This window comes from Saccharothrix hoggarensis (genome assembly GCF_052936025.1).
This window is the reverse complement of record NZ_CP193624.1, coordinates 4067525-4084737: the sequence shown is the minus strand read 5'-3', so window position 1 is coordinate 4084737 and position 17213 is coordinate 4067525. Positions and strand designations below refer to the sequence as shown.

The 17213-nt window shown below is 73.2% G+C and carries 14 protein-coding genes; 7 read left to right on the top strand and 7 right to left on the bottom strand.

The features are described 5' to 3' along the window. Nucleotides 1-52: 52 nt before the first annotated feature. On the bottom strand, nucleotides 53-520 hold the full coding sequence (locus ACRAKH_RS18700; RefSeq protein WP_380728564.1) for a peroxiredoxin: 468 nt from the start codon (nucleotides 518-520) through the stop codon (nucleotides 53-55). A 412-nt stretch (nucleotides 521-932) separates the two neighbouring features. Between ACRAKH_RS18700 and ACRAKH_RS18695 the strand changes: the two genes are divergently transcribed. Next, nucleotides 933-2279, top strand: a complete 1347-nt coding sequence (locus ACRAKH_RS18695; RefSeq protein WP_447009148.1) for a pectate lyase — start codon at nucleotides 933-935, stop codon at nucleotides 2277-2279. Between the two features lie 60 nt (nucleotides 2280-2339). Here the strand turns inward: ACRAKH_RS18695 and ACRAKH_RS18690 are convergent, their stop codons facing one another. Continuing rightward, nucleotides 2340-3743: an aminotransferase-like domain-containing protein gene (locus ACRAKH_RS18690; RefSeq protein ID WP_447009147.1), complete on the bottom strand. Its 1404-nt coding sequence runs from the start codon at nucleotides 3741-3743 to the stop codon at nucleotides 2340-2342. Nucleotides 3744-3807: 64 nt separating this feature from the next. Here ACRAKH_RS18690 and ACRAKH_RS18685 point away from each other — a divergent pair, with 64 nt between their 5' ends. From ACRAKH_RS18685 to ACRAKH_RS18665, 5 genes are all read left to right on the top strand, one after another. Beyond that, nucleotides 3808-4965, top strand: coding sequence for a trans-sulfuration enzyme family protein (locus ACRAKH_RS18685; protein WP_380729971.1), 1158 nt, complete (start codon nucleotides 3808-3810; stop codon nucleotides 4963-4965). A 95-nt stretch (nucleotides 4966-5060) separates the two neighbouring features. Beyond that, entirely contained in the window at nucleotides 5061-5672 is a 612-nt protein-coding gene (locus ACRAKH_RS18680) for a hypothetical protein (RefSeq protein WP_380729972.1), read from the top strand. Nucleotides 5673-5835: 163 nt separating this feature from the next. After that, a complete protein-coding gene (locus ACRAKH_RS18675) occupies nucleotides 5836-9066 on the top strand; it encodes a GH92 family glycosyl hydrolase (protein ID WP_447009146.1) in 3231 nt (1076 codons plus the stop codon). 193 nt (nucleotides 9067-9259) lie between these two features. Continuing rightward, on the top strand, nucleotides 9260-10450 hold the full coding sequence (locus ACRAKH_RS18670; protein WP_380729835.1) for an extracellular catalytic domain type 1 short-chain-length polyhydroxyalkanoate depolymerase: 1191 nt from the start codon (nucleotides 9260-9262) through the stop codon (nucleotides 10448-10450). A gap of 62 nt (nucleotides 10451-10512) precedes the next feature. Further along, nucleotides 10513-11325 (top strand): SAM-dependent methyltransferase, encoded by an 813-nt coding sequence (locus tag ACRAKH_RS18665; protein WP_380729833.1) that lies wholly within the window; start codon nucleotides 10513-10515, stop codon nucleotides 11323-11325. Here ACRAKH_RS18665 and ACRAKH_RS18660 read toward each other — a convergent pair. From ACRAKH_RS18660 to ACRAKH_RS18640, 5 genes are read right to left on the bottom strand one after another with little or no spacing between them, the layout of a single operon-like run. Then, nucleotides 11311-11673 (bottom strand): hypothetical protein, encoded by a 363-nt coding sequence (locus ACRAKH_RS18660; protein WP_380729831.1) that lies wholly within the window; start codon nucleotides 11671-11673, stop codon nucleotides 11311-11313. The genes ACRAKH_RS18665 and ACRAKH_RS18660 overlap by 15 nt on opposite strands. A 38-nt stretch (nucleotides 11674-11711) precedes the next feature. Next, complete coding sequence (locus ACRAKH_RS18655; protein WP_380729829.1) at nucleotides 11712-13142, bottom strand: FAD-dependent monooxygenase; 1431 nt, start codon at nucleotides 13140-13142, stop codon at nucleotides 11712-11714. Further along, nucleotides 13139-14365 (bottom strand): MAB_1171c family putative transporter, encoded by a 1227-nt coding sequence (locus tag ACRAKH_RS18650; protein ID WP_447009145.1) that lies wholly within the window; start codon nucleotides 14363-14365, stop codon nucleotides 13139-13141. Before ACRAKH_RS18650 ends, ACRAKH_RS18655 begins: the two co-directional genes overlap by 4 nt. Continuing rightward, nucleotides 14358-14912 carry a hypothetical protein gene (locus ACRAKH_RS18645; protein WP_380722797.1) on the bottom strand — a complete coding sequence of 185 codons (555 nt, stop codon included), beginning with the start codon at nucleotides 14910-14912 and terminating at the stop codon, nucleotides 14358-14360. Before ACRAKH_RS18645 ends, ACRAKH_RS18650 begins: the two co-directional genes overlap by 8 nt. 25 nt (nucleotides 14913-14937) lie before the next feature. Further along, a complete protein-coding gene (locus ACRAKH_RS18640) occupies nucleotides 14938-15705 on the bottom strand; it encodes a hypothetical protein (protein WP_380722795.1) in 768 nt (255 codons plus the stop codon). A gap of 494 nt (nucleotides 15706-16199) precedes the next feature. Here ACRAKH_RS18640 and ACRAKH_RS18635 point away from each other — a divergent pair, with 494 nt between their 5' ends. Beyond that, entirely contained in the window at nucleotides 16200-17156 is a 957-nt protein-coding gene (locus tag ACRAKH_RS18635; RefSeq protein WP_380722793.1) for a universal stress protein, read from the top strand. The last annotated feature ends 57 nt before the right edge of the window (nucleotides 17157-17213 follow it).

Genomic DNA, 17213 nt, shown 5'->3' with positions numbered 1-17213 from the left:
GTCGGCGGGTGACGAGGGGCGCCCGGTGGCATCGGCCACCGGGCGCCTTCGCTCATCCGGCGCGCAGGACTTCCAGGGCGCGGTTCGCGTGCACGTCCATGCGCGTCTCGCTCTTGACGACCTCCAGCACCCGCCGGTCGGCGCCGATGACGAACGTCCACCGCCGGGTGCGCAGCGCGGCCAGCGGACCCGGCAGCCCGACCTTACGCCGCACGCCGAACAACGCGGCCACCGCGCCGTCCGGGTCGGACAGCAGCGGGTAGTCGAACCCGTTGGCGTCGGCGAACTCCCGCTGCCGGTCGACGGGGTCGGCGCTGATCCCGACCCGCTGGGCGCCCACCGCGGCGAACTCGGCCGCCAGGTCGCGGAAGTGGCAGCTCTCCGCGGTGCAGCCGGGCGTCATGGCGGCGGGGTAGAAGAAGACCACCACGGGACCGGCCGCCGTGAATTCCGCCAGTGACCGTTCCTCTCCTTTGTGGTCCGGCAGCGTGAAATCGGGAACTATGTCACCTTTGTTCATGGGTTCAATTCTACCGACGTCAATGTGGGCAATAGTCCGCCATTGCAGTGAACCTCTGTTCCGCTGTCCACTGTGGACTTGACTACTCTCGGTGGGCGGTCTCCGGTCGTCTGATTGTTCACAAGTGTGACCGCGCTGCACCGATTCTGTTCACAGGTATGACCAGGGCGCATTGATCCCGGCTCGGTCGGCCGGTGGCCGTTGATCGAATCGAACGCCTGCTACCTCGGCGTTCGATTCCATTCGACACCCGGCGCGGGGAAATGTGCGGAACACTTGTTGACCTGCGGCTTCCGCGGCATCTAACATCCGCCGGGAAAGCGGTTTCCGGTACGACGGCGTGCGGGAAGCACTTCCGGGGAAACGTCGGCCGCCCGTTCCGATGTCCAAGGCAAGTCAGAGTGGAGTTGTCATGAGCACACCGGTCCACCGACCGATCGGGAAACCTCCGCGGCCGAGCGCCGCGCGATGGCGGCTGAGCCTGTTCGCCGCCGCCGGCGCCGCGGCGCTGGTCGCCACCCTCGCGTCCTGGCCGATGGCGGCGCCCGCTGAGGCGGCGATCGGCGCGGGGACGTACACGGTGAAGAACGCGGCCAGCGGCCACTGCCTCGACGTCCCCGGCGCGACTGCGACCGCGGGCGTGCAGCTCCAGCAGTCGGCGTGCGGCACGGCGTCCAGTCAGCTGTGGACGTTGACGGCCGTCAGCGGCGGGTACCGGATCACCTCCGTCTCCAGTGGCCTGTGCGTCGGCGTGCGGGACGCGTCGACGTCGGCGGGCAAGCCGATCGAGCAGGCCGCCTGCACCGGCGGCCCCGGTCAGACGTGGACGTTGACCGCGAGCGGCAGCAACTACCGCGTGATCGACACCAACAGCACCAAGTGCATGAACACGAAGGACAGCTCCACGGCCGTCGGCGCGTTGGTGCAGACCAACTCCTGCGACAGCGTGGCCACCAAGCAGTGGACGTTCATCCCGTCGAGCGGCGGGCCGACGTCGACGTCGACGTCCACTTCGACCTCCACGTCGACCACCACCACGTCCACGACGACGACCACGTCGACGACTGCTCCGGGTGGTGGCGGTGACGGCAGTGGGCCGTGGCCGACCGACTCGGGCAGCGTGCACCAGACGACGACGCGGAACGTGGGGACGTTCTTCGACGGTGGGATGAAGCGGTTCTACGGGATCGGGGACGGTGGTCAGGGCGAGGGTCAGGACCCGATGTTCGTGGTGGCCCACGGCGGCACGATCCAGAACCTGTTCATCGACGCGCCGGCGGGTGACGGGATCCACTGCGAGGGTTCGTGCACGATCCGCAACGTGTGGTGGAACGACGTGGGCGAGGACGCGGCGACGTTCAAGAGCCCGAGCGCGTCGGCGACGTACCTGGTGGACGGTGGCGGTGCGAAGTCGGGGTCGGACAAGGTGTTCCAGCACAACGGCGCCGGCACGGTGACGATCCGGAACTTCCAGGTGCACAGCTCGGGCAAGTTGTACCGGGCGTGTGGCAACTGCTCGACGTCGTACCAGCGGCACGTGGTGATGGACGGTGTCACGGCGCGCACGACGAAGGTGTTGGCGGGGATCAACACGAACTGGGGCGACACCGCCCGGTTCTCGCGGATCACGGTTTACGGCAGCACGGTGATCTGCGAGAAGTACCAGGGTGTGCCGAAGGGCAGCGAGCCGAAGAAGATCGGTGAGGGCGCGGACGGGAAGAACTGCTTCTACTCCGAGTCCGACATCACCAGGCGGTAGGCGGGTCGATCAGCGCCAGGCGAGGTCCCGGCCTCGCCTGGCGCTGACGGATGTGCGCGCCTACACGGCGATCGACGGGACCACGCGACGGTGAGGGGCCGTCGCGGTGAAGTCCTGCCAGGCGGCGGACAGCCGGGTGACGGCGGCGGTGATGGCGGCCGGGTCGTCGGTGAACGGCAGGCGCAGGCGGTCGGCGCTGCGGCCGGTCGGGTCGAGGGAGGCGCCGGGGAGGACGGCCACGCCGTGCCGGAGGGCAACCTGGGCGTAGCCGGCCGCGTCGGCGTCACCGGGTAGGCGCACCCAGAGCGTCTGGCCGCCTTCCGCCGGCGTGAACCGCCAGGTCGGCAGGTGGTGGCGCAGTCGCGCGCGGAGGACGTCGTGCCGGTCGCGCAACGCGGCGACGCGGTGGGAGCGCACGGTGGCGAAGTCGGCCAGGAGCTCCACCGCCGCCAACTGCTCCAAGACGGCGCTGCCGAGGTCGTGCACGGCCTTGAACCGGGCCAGCCGGGCGATCAGCGGGGCCTCGGCGCGGACCCAGCCGACGCGCAGACCGCCCCACACCACCTTGCTCAACGACGCCACGGTGATCGCCTCGGCGGTGGGCGGCTGCGGTGGGCCGCCGGCCAGGTCGAGGTCGGACAGCACCTCGTCGAACACCAGCGGCACGGCGGCGGCGGCGCGGACGAGGCGTCGGCGTTGCAGGGGGCTCATCGACGCGCCGGTGGGGTTGTGGAACGTCGGCATCGCGTAGACGAGCGCCGGCTTCCGGCGCCCCAGCGCGTCGGCCAGGTCGGGCGCGGCCCGGATCACCGCCGCGGCCTCGTGGAACAGGTCCAGCGCACCGGGGTACGTGGGCGCCTCCACCAGCACCTCGTCGCCCGGCCGCACGAGTGCGCGGGTCAGCAGCGCCAACGCCTGCTGCGCGCCGGTGGTCACCAGGACCTGGTCGTCGGTCGTCGGCACGCCCAGCGCGGTGTAGTGGTCGGCGAGCGCGCGCCGCAGCGCGGGGTGCCCGGACGGGTGGTAGCCCATGTCCTTGCCGGTGAGGCGGTCCGCGGCCCGGCGGTACGCCTCGGCGAGCTGCGGCGGCGGCGACATGGGCCCGGCGCACGCGAACTGGAGCACGCCGTCGGGCGGCTCCAGCAGGTTGACGAACATCGGGTTCGCGGTCTCGGCACGGGCCGCCGCCGCGCCGCCGCCCGGCGCCACCCACGTGCCGCTGCCGCGCCGGCGGGTCAGCCGGCCTTCCTGGCGGAGTTGGTCGTAGGCCGCGATCACGGTGGTGCGGCCGACCGCGAGGCCCGACGCCAGCACGCGGTCCGGCGGCAGCACCGTCCCCGCCGGCAACAGCCCTTCGTCGATCAGCTCGCGCAGGCGCGCGGCCAGCAGCAGGTACAGCGAGCCCCGACCGGACGACCAGCGCCCGAGCCACCCGCGCAGGTCGTCCACCGCGATTGGTTCCACAAGCAGACCAATCTAGTCGGATTGGACCTTCCCGGTCACCGCCGCCCGCCGGAGGATCGGGGACATGCGAGTCGACACCCGAGTTGTGCACACCGACGTACCCGCCCTGACCAGCAAGCCCCTGGCCGTGCCGCTGTACCAGACGTCCGGCTTCTCCTTCGACGACCTCGACGCGTTCGCGGACGGGATGACCCGGCCGGACGGGGCGTTCGTCTACAGCCGGCTCGCCAACCCCACCGTGCGCGCGCTGGAGGACGCGGTGGCGGCGCTCGAAGGCGGCACGGCGGCGTTGGCGACCGCGTCCGGGATGGGCGCGATCAGCGCGGTGCTCATGGCGAATCTCAAGGCCGGCGACCACGTGATCGCGCAGCGCGCGCTGTACGGCGGCACGTTGGCCTTCCTGCGCGACCTGGCGGAACGGTGGGGCGTCACCGTCACCTACGTCGGCGGGCACGACGCGGACGAGGTCCGCGCCGCCCTGCGCCCCGAGACGAAGGTGCTCTACCTGGAGACCATCGCCAACCCGACCGGCCACGTGAGCGACCTGCCCGCGCTGGCCGCCGCGGCCGGCGACGTCCTGGTCGTCGTGGACAACACGTTCGCGTCGCCGCTGCTGTGCCGCCCGATCGAGCACGGCGCGGACGTGGTCGTGCACTCGACCACCAAGTACCTCGGCGGCCACAGCGACGTGACCGGCGGCGTGGCGGTCTTCGCCGACACCGCCCGGCACCACCGGACCTGGCACTACGCCGTCGAACTCGGCGTCACGCCCGACCCGTTCGCGGCCTGGCTGACGATCCGCGGCCTGCGGACCCTGGCGCTGCGCGTGCGGAAGCACGAGGAGAACGCCGCGGTGCTGGCCCGTCGCCTGGCCGACCACCCCGCCGTGCGCAAGGTGCACTGGACCGGTCTGGAGACCCACCCCAGCCACGCCGTCGCGGCCGGGTTCCTCACCGGGTTCGGCAGCGCGTTCTCGTTCGACCTGGCCGACGCGGCCGCCGGGCGCGCGTTCGTGACCAGCCTCGGGCTGATCAGCCTGGCGCCGTCGCTCGGCGGCGTGGAGACGTTGGTGCTGCACCCGGCGAGCACGTCGCACCGCCAGCTGACCGAGGAGCAGCTGGCCGCGTCCGGCATCACCGGCGGCACGATCCGCTTGTCGGTGGGCATCGAGGACGTGGAAGACCTCTGGGACGACCTGGCGCGGGCGTTGCCTGTGGTGTGAACGGCCCACAGCACGGGGCCGGTTGGCGGGTTAGCGTGCCGCGCAGCCGGGGGGAAGAGCCTTTCCGGCACGCTCACACGAGGAGAACCGAGATCGTGAAGCACGTCCAGCGCTCCCTCCTGGCAGCCGTCGTGGGGTCGGCTGCCCTGGTGTCCACGGCCTGCGGCCCGAAGGACACCGGAGCCGCGGACGCGGCCGGGGCCGCCAAGACGACCACCGCCGTGGCGACCCCGGCCGAGCCGACGACCGCAGACGGCCACACCAGCCCCGGCATGCGGCTGAAGATCGGTGAGCGCGCGGTGGTCCCGGCCAACTACAACGAGCAGCGGTTCGGCACCGTCGCCATCACGGTCACCGCGATCGAGCCGGGCGACGCCTCCGACCTCGAGCGGTTCCCGGCGGAGCAGGTCACCGGCGTCACCCCGGTCCGCATCCGGTTCACGGTGGAGTTCGTGAAGGGCGACGACCTCAGCGGCCTGCCGATGACGCTCGTCGGGCGGCAGGCGGACGGCTCGCGCACCGGGATCGGGCTCGCGGGCGAGTCCACCGCGTGCGACTCGAAGAACGCCGGTGACGACTTCACGACGCCCGGCGCGAAGTTCGAGTCGTGCTCGCTGGCCGGGTCGAAGGACGGCTTGAAGGTGGAGACGGCCGCGTTCAACGACGGCGGCGACTACCGCAAGAACCCGATCCTCTGGGGGAACTGAGCTCCCGCGCGCCACGGGGCCGACGGCCACCCTGTCACCGGATTTGTCCGGTCAGGGTGGTCGTCGGGTCTGGACGGCCGGGGCCGTCGTGCGCCAGAGTCGGGACGGTGATCGGGCATCCGGATCACCTGACAACGTTGTCACCCAGAGAGGGTCCCCGCCGATGCCGCTCCGCCGAGGCAACTCACTCCTGCTGGCCGCCGCACTGGCGCTCATAGGAGCGCCGCTCGCCGTGGCGCCGGCCGCCGCCCAGCCCGACGACGTGGACCCGACGACCCTGGTGAACCCGTTCGTCGGCACCCAGAACTTCGGCAACACGTTCCCCGGCGCGAGCATGCCGTTCGGGATGGTGCAGGTCAGCCCGGACACCGGCGGCCAGGGCGGCTACGACTACCAGCAGCAGGAGATCCACGGCTTCAGCCAGACGCACCTGTCCGGCGTCGGCTGCGGCGTGGCGGGCGAACTGCCGGTCATGCCGACGACCGGCCCGGTGGACAACGTTGACATCGCCGGGTACCGGTCGAAGTACTCGCACGCCGACGAGGAGGCGCGGCCCGGCTACTACCGCGTCGGCCTGTCCCGGTACGGGATCAACGCCGAGCTGACCGCCACACCGCGCACCGGCTGGCAGCGCCACGCGTTCCCCGCCGGGGCGCAGGCGAACGTCCTGTTCAACACCGGCAAGGCGAACCAGCAGGTGCTCGACTCCGAGGTGCACGTCATCGGCGACCGGACCGTCGAGGGACGGATCAAGGCCGGGCGGTTCTGCGCGGGCCGCGACGAGCACACCGTCTACTTCACGGCCACCTTCGACCGGCCGTTCGCGAGCTTCGGCACGTGGCGCGGCACGACCCGCGCGCCGGGCGTGCCGGACGCGGCGGGCCAGGGCGGCAACGGCGCGTGGGTGACCTTCGACGCGACCTCCGACCGCGACGTCGTGCTCAAGGTCGGCATCTCGTACACCGGCATCGACGGCGCCCGCAAGAACCTCTCCGCCGAGACCGGCGACTCCTACGACTTCGACGCCACGAAGGCCGCCGCGCACCGGGCGTGGGTGGACCGGCTGAACTCGATCCGGATCGACGGCGGCGCGCCGGAGCGGCGGGTCGCGTTCTACACCGCGCTCTACCACTCGTTGCTGCACCCCAACCTCGCCGGCGACGTGGACGGCCGGTACCTGGGCTTCGACGGCGAGCCGCACACCGCCGAGGGCTTCACGCCCTACCAGAACCTGTCGCTGTGGGACACCTACCGGCCGCAGAACCAACTGCTGGAACTGCTCGAACCCGAGGTGGCGCGGGACGTCGCGCTGTCCGTCGTCGCGAGCGGGCGGGACGGCGGGTGGCTGCCGCGCTGGGCGCTCGCCAACAGCGAGACCAACATCATGACCGGCGACCCGGTGACGCCGTTCCTGGTCGAGGCGTGGTCGAAGGGCCTGCTCGCCGGGCACGAGGAGGAGGCGTACGAGCTGCTCAAGCGCAACGCCACCACCGTCCCGCCCGCCGACTCGCCGTACAACGGCCGGTCCGGCGTCGAGTTCTACCGCGACCGCGGCTACATCCCGTCCGGGCTGGAGCTGGGCGTCGACTGCGCGCACAAGGGCGGCGACAACGACTGCGTGCACCCGGCGTCGGCGACGCTGGAGTACGCGGCGGCGGACGCGTCCCTCGCCGTCATGGCGGAAGGGCTCGGCAAGCGCGACGACGCGCGGATGTTCGCCGACCGCGGCCAGTGGTACCGCAACCTGTGGGACGCCGAGATCGGACACTTCCGCCCCCGCACCGCCGAGGGCACCTGGGTGACGCCGTACAACCCGGTCGACGCGGGCCACCAGTTCCACGAGGGCGGCGCGTTCCAGTACCAGTGGCTGGTACCGCAGGACCCGAACGGGCTCGTCGACCTGATGGGCGGGCGCGAGGCCGCGGAACGGCGGCTCGACGCGTTCTTCGCCTACGACGAGCTGCTCGCCGACCCGGCCGGGACCGTGCGCGAGGACTGGATCACCCAGCCGTACGACTACTACGGCAAGCCCACGTACAACCCCAACAACGAACCCGACCTGCTCGCGCCGTACTTCTACCTGTCGACGCGCACCCCGGCGAAGACGGCGACCGTGGTGCGGGCGGCGATGACGCTGTTCACCACCGGCCCGGACGGCATGACCGGCAACGACGACCTGGGCACCATGTCGGCCTGGTACGTGTTCTCGTCGCTGGGCCTGTACCCGACGATGAGCGGCGGCGACTTCCTCGCCCTGTCCAGCCCCCAGTTCCCGGGCGCGACCGTCCGAACCGGACAGAACACGCTGACCATCACCGCGCCGGGCGCGAGCGACGCCAACCGGTACGTGCAGGAGGTGTCGTTCGACGGCCGTGACCTCCGCAAGACGTGGCTCGACTGGGACACCGTCGCCGGCGGCGGCACGGTGGCGCACCGGCTCGGCGCCACGCCGTCGTCCTGGGGCACCGATCCCGGCTCCGAGCCGCCGTCGGTCAGCCGCGCCCGGCCCGACGACCGGCGGCGCCTCGACGCGTCGCTGCGGCAGTCCGCGGCGGTCGTGCCCGCGGCGGACGCGCCGCGAACCGTGCCGCTGACGCTCGACGTGCTCGCCCAGGCTCCCGGCGCGGTGCCGGTCGAGGTGACGGCGGACGTGCCGGACGACTGGTCGGTGGCGCCGGTCCCGCCGATGGTGGTCAAGTCGCACGGGCTGCCGACCCAGCGCTCGGTGGACGTCGTGGTGACGGTCCCCGCCGGCACGCCGATCGGCAACTACCCGGTGCGCGTCACCGCGGAAGGGCCGAACACCGTCGTGCGGGAGGCCGTGATCGAGGTGCGGGAGGCGGCCACGTGCGCGGTGGCGGGCGAGCAGTGCGCGGTCGACCTGACCCGCGAGCTGAACCACGACGGCACGGCCACGGTCGCCGCGTCCGGGCAGGGCGACTTCGACGGCCAGGGCTGGAGCTACGACGCCGCGTTGCTGCCCGCCGCCGGTCCGGTGACGTGGGGCGGCGTGACGTACCAGGCGCCGGACGCGACCGGCACGGCGGCGAACTTCGTGGAGGCACGCGGGCAGGCGATGCTGCTGCCCGCCGGGGAGCACGGCGCGCTGAAGCTCGTCGCGGCGTCGCACAACGGCCCCGTGACGGCGTCCGTGACGGTCCGGTACGCCGACGGCAGCACCGCCGAGGCGCCGGTGACGGTCGGCGACTGGGCCGGCTCCGGTGGCACGGTGGTGCTGGACATGCCGCACCGCATCAAGGCCGGCCAGGGCGTGGACGGCCCGCCGGTGCGGCTGTTCGGCCTGTCCGTCCCGCTCGACCCGGCCAAGGCCGTGCACTCGGTGACGCTGCCCGACGACCCGCGGGTGGAGGTGTACGCGATCACGTTGGTCTGACGGCCGGACAGGTCGGGGCGGGTGTCCTCTCCGGATGCCCGCCCCGCGCCGGTGGTCGGGCGGCGATGTGCCGGGTTCACACTCCGGCGTCGCGAAGAGTGGCTGCGTCCGCCAGGGACGCGGATCACGGCGGTTCCTAGCATCGAGGCAACAGTGTGACCGCTGTCACCCGTCCTCATCGTGGAGGTCCGCCGTGCCCGATCGTCACCCCATCGCCGTGATCCGCGGTCCCGCCGCGGTGCTCGTGGCCGTGCTCGCCGTCCTGCTGGTCGTCGCCCTGTCCGTGGTGGGCACGCCGCGGCCCGCCCGCGCGGCGACGCTGCAGGAGGTGACCGGCTTCGGCACGAACCCCGGGGACCTCCAGATGTTCCGGTACGTGCCGACCGGCCTGGGTGGCGGACGGCCGGTGGTGGTGGCGATGCACGGCTGCACGCAGAACGCGTCCGCCTACGCCGGCGGCACCGGCTGGCAGGCGTTGCCCGACCGGTGGAAGTTCTCGGTGGTGTTCCCGCAGCAGAAGTCCCAGAACAACGCCAACTCCTGCTTCAACTGGTTCGAGCCGGGCGACGCCCGCCGCGGCTCCGGCGAGGCGTTGTCGATCAAGCAGATGGTCGACCGGACGAAGGCGGACCTCGGGTCGACGTCGGCGTACGTCACCGGCCTGTCGGCGGGCGGCGCGATGACGTCGGTCATGCTCGCCGCCTACCCGGAGGTGTTCTCCGGCGGGGGAGTGGTGGCGGGGCTGCCGCACGGCTGCGCGACCACGGTGTCGGCCGCGTTCACGTGCATGAACCCCGGCGTCGACCTGACCCCCGCGCAGTGGGGCGACAAGGTGCGCGCCGCGGCGTCCTACACCGGCGCCCGCGCGAAGGTCTCCATCTGGCACGGCACCGCCGACAACACCGTGCGCCCCATGAACGCCGCCGAGCTCGTGGAGCAGTGGACCAACGTCAACGGCACCGACCAGACCGCCGACGTGCGCGACACCGTCGCCGGGTACCCGCACCGCGTGTACGGCGGCACGGTGGAGGTCTACGACATCACCGGCATGGGCCACGGCCAGCCCGTCGACCCCGGCACGGGCCCCGGGCAGTGCGGCGCCGCCGGGGCGTACATCCTCGACGTGAACATCTGCTCGGCGCACCACATGGCCCGGTTCTGGGGCCTGCTCGACGGTTCCCCGACGAGCACCACGCCCACCACGTCGACGCCGCCGTCGCACACCGACACCGCCCGCGGCACGCCGACCGACCACTACGTCGCCGGCCGCGTCGACGTCAACGAGTACAACACCCTGGGCGGCCGGTACGGCTACAACACCGTGATCACGCTCTACCACTGCGGCGCGGACTGGACCGACAAGCCGGACTGCTCGCCGATCTGACCACGCGCCGCCCGCTACCCTGGGAGCCGGCTTGATCGACACCGGCGCCGGGGGACGACGACGTGACGAACGACAACGACTGGGTGCCGGACGGAGCCGACGTCCTGCGGCCCTCGGCGGCGCGGGTGTACGACTTCCTGCTGGGCGGCGGTCACAACTTCGCCGCCGACCGCGCCGCCGCGGCGCACATCGAACGCGTCCTGCCGCACGCCCGCCGGGTGGCCCGGTCCAACCGGGCCTTCCTGCGGCGCGCGGTGCGGCACGTGGTCGGCGAGGGCGTCACCCGGTTCCTCGACCTGGGCTCGGGCATCCCGACCGTCGGCAACGTCCACGAGATCGCCCAGCGCGCCGACCCGACGAGCCGGGTCGTCTACGTCGACCACGAGCCGATCGCCGTCGAGCACAGCAGGTTGCTGCTGGAGGGCGACGAGCGGACCGCGGTGGTGGAGGCCGACCTCACCGACCCGGACGCGGTGCTGGCGTCGCCGTCGGTGCGGGACCTGCTGGACACCGGCGACCCGGTCGGACTGCTGATGGTGGCGGTGTTCCACTTCGTCCCCGACCGCCTCGACCCGGCTGGCCTGGTCCAGCGCTACCTGTCGGCGTTGCCGCCGGGGAGCTTCGTGGCGATCTCCCACCTGACCGCCGACCACGACCCCGAGGGCATGGCGCAGGTGGCCGCGACGATGGCCGCGAGCCCCAACCCGATGTTCTTCCGGCCCTACGACCGGGTCATGACGTTGTTCGAGGGCCTCGACGTGGTGGAGCCGGGCGTGGTCGACGCGGACCTGTGGCGGCCCGAGCCCGGCGCCACCGACCCGGACGGACCGGCACGGGGCGTCTACGCGGGCGTGGGGCGGCTACGCGTCGGGTGACCCGTCGTCCGGCAGCAGGGTGAGCGCGCGCGAGGCCAGGTCCCGCACCTCCGCCCACGACGGCTCGACGGCGAGCGCGTCACGGGTCCACAGGTGGGCGTTCGCCTCGCCGCTCATCCGGTCGAGGAGCTGGTCGAGGGCGGTCAGCACGGGAGCCGCCGGGCCGAACTCGGCGAGCCGGCCGCGGACGACGAGGTAGGCGTCGCCGTACTCCAAGGCGAGTTCGTCGGTGAGGTCCCCGATGAAGCCGCCGAGCCCGCCCAGGTAGGCGACCTGGTCGGCCGCCGGCATCGCCAGGCGCGTCAACGCCGCCGTGAGCGCCTGGCGCACCGGGAACTCGTCCGTCACCACACCGTTCCCGCCATGCGGGCCAGTCTCGCCCACTGTCAGGGCGGATCGCCGGCGAACACCCGCCGCTCGGCCTCGGTGAACGGCGGCTCGGTCGACGGCGGGCGGCCGGGCCCGCGCAGCACGCCGAGGGCGACCCGGGGCGACAGCAGGCTCCGCAGCGGCGCGGACAGGGTGTAGGCGTTGATCTGCGCGCGGGTGACGGAGGGCCGGCCGGTGGCCGCCAGGACGAGCCGGTCGAGGTAGCGCTCCAGCACGACGTCGGCACGGGTCCGGGGCGGGCCGATCGTGCCGGGGTAGCGAAGGTCCTGCCCGACGGCCATCTCCCACGCGTCGTCGATCACCCGGGCGAACCGCCGCTGGACGCGCGCCGCCGTGCGGCCGTCGAGCCCGTGCCGCGCCAGGCCGTCCCGCAACGCCACCGCCTGCCGGGCCACGACGGTCATGCCGTGCCCGTACACGGGGTTGAAGGTGCACGCCGCGTCGCCGAGCACGACGAACCCGGACGGCCAGGGGGAGAGGCGTTCGAAGCGGCGACGGCGGTTGACCGTGCCGTGGAACCCGAACGGCCGGGTGAGCGGTTCGGCCACGTCGATCAGGTCGGCGATGGCGGGGTGGCGCAGCCGGCGGGCGAAGGCACGGAACCCCTCCGGGCTGACGTCCGGCTCGCCGCCGCGCATGCCGCCGAGGCTGACGATCCACCGGTCGTCCTCGATCGGCACCAGCACGCCGCCCTGCCCGAACGGGTTGGACCGCGGGTCACCGAGGATGCTCAGGCCGGGGAAGTCCCCGGCGCCGGCGGGCGCGCGGTACAGGCGCGTGGCGTACACCAGGCGGGAGTCGACGCGCTCCTCCGGCACGGCGGGCAGGCCGAGGTCCGCGAGCCACCGGTCGGCCCGCGAGCCGCGCCCGGTCGCGTCCACCACGAAGTCGGCCTCGATCCGGCGTTCGCGCCCGGTGTCCCGGTCCCGCACCCGGGCGCCGGTGACGTGCGCGCGGTCGCCGAGCAGCCCCACGACGTCGGCGGCCTCGACCACGTCGACCACGCCCGGGGCGAGCACCCGCCGCCGCACCTCGCCGTCGAGCAGGGCGCGGCTGCACCCGATCACGAACTGCGCCTCGTCCAGCCGGGGGAGCCAGCCGAACTGGGTGAACACCAGCAGCCCGTTCGGCAGGCCGAGGCGCCGCGCGCCCGCGTCGACCAGGCTCGCGGTCAGGCCGGGCGACACCTCGTCCAGCGCGCGGCTTCCGCCGGCCATCAGCACGTGCGCGTGCCGGGTGTGCGGCACGCCCCGGCGGTGGCGGACGTCGTCGCCGAAGCGGTCGCGGTCGCCGGAGCGGTCGCGGTCGACGACGGTGACGCGGTCGACGTGCGCGGTGAGGACGGACGCGGCGAGCATCCCGGCCAGGCCGCCGCCCAGGACCAGCGCGCCGGTCCGGTGCCCCGCCGAAGTCCCCGGCCCGCTCATCGGCGCGTGCCGACGGCCGAGCCGACGTCGGCCAGGGCGGCGTCGACCACGGGTCCGGTGAACGCCCGCGCCACCAGCACGAGCCGGGTCCGCTCGCCGGCGAACGCGTGCTCGGCCGCCGGCGAGCCGTCCTCGCCGGCGGGGGTGGCGTCAGCGGGTTCGTCACCGCGGTCGCGGGCGCGCAGGGCGGCCTTGATCCGAGCGGCCTCGTGCGCGGCCCACCGCTCGTCCGGCGAGAGTCCCGCGGCACGGCGGTCGACCGCGCGGGCCACCTCGGCGTCGTGGCCGGGCCGCAGCCGGTGCAGCCAGTCGTTGATCTCGATGACGCGCCAGAACAGGCGGTGCTCGGGGTCGAAGCGCTCCCTCAGCGTTCCGGGCACGTGCCGCATGGCCAGGTCGACCGCGCGCAACGCGTGCCACAGCGGCCGCAACCGCCGGTGGTCGCGGACCGCGTCACGCTGCCGCCCTGCCCGTTCCCGCAGGTCGGTCAGCCGCGGGCCCCACGCGGCGATGCTCGCCCCGACGACGACGATCGGCACCGCCAGGGTGAGGGCCTTCGGCGCGGCCACGGCCCACGCGTCGAGGTTCGCGCCGAGTCGGCTGCCGATGACGCCCACGAGCACCAGCACGGCGTAGCCGGACCCCACCAGGACGCCGATCGCGTTGATCCGCAGCCCGCGTCCCAGCCACGGCTGGTCCGGCGGCGTCTCCCCGGCCCACAGCCAGCACAGCCGCACGACGTTGAGCAGGCCGACGAGGTAGGCGACGTGGTACAGCACCAGCAGTTCGGCCAGGTACGGCGCGTCCGCGTACGCCGCCGGGAAGTCGCCGTGGTGCTCCTCGTCGGCGTCGCCCAGCACGAACAGCGCGATCATCGTCGCCAGCACGACGGCGGACGCCGCCAGCACCCGGCGGGTCGTCCGCCACGCCCGCTCGGGCGGGTGCCGCCAGTACAGCAGCATGGCCTGGTTCGCGGCGACGAACGCGACGCCGGACGTGTACACCAGCATCACGGACAGGTTCGGTATGCCGGTGAGCGAATCGACGCTCACGCCCACCGTCGGCGCGAGGAACAGGAACGCCGGCGCCGCCGTCACGCACGCGAGGCAGATCGGCAGCAGCGCCGGTCGCCGTTCGGGCGGCGCCTCCCGGTACGCCCACCACTTGTGCGCGAGCAGCACCAGCACGCCGACGACGCTGCCCAGGTAGAGGACGTCATCCACGGGAGCCCCGCTCGGGCGAGTAGCCGAACGAGTACCACGCCCGCGTCACGAGGTCGTCGCCGTCCGGGAGGGAAGGCTCGGCCGGCTGCCGTCCCGCCCAGTCGATCAACGCGCGGGTCAGCACGCCCGCGACGCGGTCGGCTTCCCGTTCGTCCCGGCGGGACAGGTCCGTGCGGCCCGCGAGGATGCGGAACATGGCGGGGGACAGGTCCGGGTAGAGCAGCCGGCGGCCCTCCTCGGCGTTGAGCCGCGGCGCGCGGTGGCCGCACAGCATGTGCGCGATCTCGTGCAGCAGGATGAGCAGCCGGTGCACCCAGCTGCGGGCCGTGGTGACGATGATGACGTGCACCTCGTCCTCGGTCACGGCCCACAGCCCGCTCGTGCCGCCCGCGCCGAGGTCGTCGAACCGCAGGATGATCTCCCGCCGCAGCCGCCGGGCCACCACCTCGCACAGCCGGACGCACACCGCCTCCGTGGTGGCGGACCGGTCCAGGTCGAGGTCGCGGATCAGGTCCTCGCTGAGCGCGCGCAGTTCCTTGGCCTTCATCAGGTCACCGTTCCCACCCGGCCGCCTACGTCGATCCCGTGCCGGTCACGGCCCGGCCGTCGGTGGGCTCGTCGTCGGCGGACGTCGCCGGCTCGTCCGGCTCCAGGGCGCGCCGGATGGCGTCCTCGGCCTCGACGCCGGGGTGCAGCGCCCGCACCAGCGCGAGCAGGATCTTGTTGCGGACGCCGGGCGGCGGCGGTTGCTCGGCGGTGCGCAGGATGACGGTGTTGACGCCGAGCTTGTCCATCGCCAGGCGGGTCTCCAGCTGCTCGTCCACGCGGGCGGCCAGCTCGTCGTCGAAGAAGTACGCGGGCGCGGCGCCGAACGCCTCGGCCAGCCCGAGGATGTGCTTCAACCGGGGGTTGTCGCTCGTGCCCGCGAGGAGTTCGCGCACGTAGTTGGCCGAGATGGACCCGTACGGGCCGGCGGTGATGCGGGCGGCGATCTCCTCCGGCGAGAACGGGCCCCGGTTCGGCGGGTACACGGTGTCGAACAGGTGCTTCAGCGCGCCTCGCCGCCACCGCGGGCGTTCACCGGCGTGCAGCGCGCTGCGGCCGCCCACGAAGCACGCCGGGTGGACGTGCAGGGCGTTGGCCAGGCCCTCGATCGTGCGGCACGTCGGGTTGTCCTTGTCGCCGCGGCGCAGCTGCGAGATGTAGGTGTGCGTGATCTCGCCGCCGTCCCGGCGAATCCGCTCGGCGAGTTCCACGTTCGTGTACCGGGAGCGGTCACCGGGACGCAGGCACAGTTCGTCGAGGACTTCGGCGAAAACGCGTTGTTCTCCCGCCGTCATGGCCATCCCCCGTACGCACGACCGCTTCCTCGCGTGACTACTTCCACTCGCGAGTGGCACGGCCAAGCTACTCCGCCACCGCGGTTGATTCCAGGGTGGGGCCCCAGTAGCCTGGCCCGAGGCGGTTCCACTGGAATTGGGGGCAGCCGCGCTTGAGCGTACTGCCAGTGGAACGGAGTCGGCGACAGCGAGATCCCGGGTGACCAGGCCGGCTGTCACCGGGGCCCTGCGGTTGTGCCGCCGCACCGCCACGGCGGCACGCGTTGAGGGGTGCGCAGGGCCGCGGGATCTCGCCCGCCGACGCGCCACGCGCCGAATTCCTCCGTCGCGAATACATCTCAGCTTTTCCGTCTCCCCTCGCGAATCCGCCGATAAGCGAGCTGAATTCGGATATTCGCACTCCCGTGGAAAATCCACACGGACGGGTCACGTGTCGGTGGCGACGTCCCCGGCTATCCCCGTGACGACGGTTTCCCGGCGCGCGGAGGTGGAGCATGGCTTGTCCCAGCGGTCCGGGCGACCCGGACAACGCGCTGGCCGAGGTCGGGCGCGGCGCCGTGGTCGTCGGGTTCGACGGCTCGGAGCGGTCCCGGCAGGCCGCGCGCTGGGCGGCCCGCGAGGCGGCGAGCCGGGGAGCGCGACTCGTCGTCGTGAACGTCCTGCGCGGACCGTTCCCGGAAGTCGTGGTGACCCCCGTGTCCATGCCGCTGCCCCAGCTGGTCGGCGAGGAGTCGGTGCGCGCGTACACGGACGACCACCTCGCCGAGATCGCCGCCGAGTGCGAACGCGTCGCGCCCGGCGTGCCCGTGGACACCCGCGCGTTCGACGGCCACCCGGCCGCCGTGCTGGGCGAGGTCGGCCGGGACGCGGCACTGCTCGTCGTCGGCTCGTCCGGCGCCACCGGCCTGGCCAGGATGTTCACCGGCTCGGTCGCCGCAGACCTCGCGCACCGCTTCCGCGGCCAGGTCGTCGTGGTCCGCGGGCCCGAGGAGGTGGACGGCCGCGTGGTGGTCGGCGTCGACGGCTCCGCCCCGGGCGACCGGGCCGTGGACGTCGCGGCCGAGTACGCCGCACGGCACGGGCACGTGCTGGTCGCCGTGCACGCCACCACCGGCCTGCCGGTCGACGCGCTCGGGGCTGGCGGCGTCTGGGGGCAGAGCCTCGGCCTGGGCATCGACACCGACCAGCTCCGCGCGGCGGCGGAGAGCCTGATCCGCACGTCGCTGGCCCCCGCGCTCGCCCGCCACCCCGGCGTCCGGGCGGAGCAGGTGGTGTCCCTGGCCCGACCCGCCCAGGCCCTCCTCGACCAGGCGGAGAACGCGGCCCTGCTCGTCGTCGGCAGCCACGGCCACGGCGCCGTGCGGCGCGCCCTGCTCGGCTCGGTCAGCCACGCCATGCTCCACCACGCGCCCTGCACGCTGGCCGTCGTCCGCCGCGACGCGCCCCGCTGACCACCTGCCGGCGCGCCCGCCGCCACCCCGTGGGACGGATGGTAGGAAGTCCGGGTG

Coding starts and splice junctions, on each gene's coding strand:
- ACRAKH_RS18700 (WP_380728564.1), bottom strand. CDS start 520: ATGAACAAAGGTGACATAGTTCCCGATTTCACGCTGCCGGACCACAAA.
- ACRAKH_RS18695 (WP_447009148.1), top strand. CDS start 933: ATGAGCACACCGGTCCACCGACCGATCGGGAAACCTCCGCGGCCGAGC.
- ACRAKH_RS18685 (WP_380729971.1), top strand. CDS start 3,808: ATGCGAGTCGACACCCGAGTTGTGCACACCGACGTACCCGCCCTGACC.
- ACRAKH_RS18675 (WP_447009146.1), top strand. CDS start 5,836: ATGCCGCTCCGCCGAGGCAACTCACTCCTGCTGGCCGCCGCACTGGCG.
- ACRAKH_RS18655 (WP_380729829.1), bottom strand. CDS start 13,142: ATGAGCGGGCCGGGGACTTCGGCGGGGCACCGGACCGGCGCGCTGGTC.
- ACRAKH_RS18645 (WP_380722797.1), bottom strand. CDS start 14,912: ATGAAGGCCAAGGAACTGCGCGCGCTCAGCGAGGACCTGATCCGCGAC.
- ACRAKH_RS18640 (WP_380722795.1), bottom strand. CDS start 15,705: ATGACGGCGGGAGAACAACGCGTTTTCGCCGAAGTCCTCGACGAACTG.
- ACRAKH_RS18635 (WP_380722793.1), top strand. CDS start 16,200: ATGGCTTGTCCCAGCGGTCCGGGCGACCCGGACAACGCGCTGGCCGAG.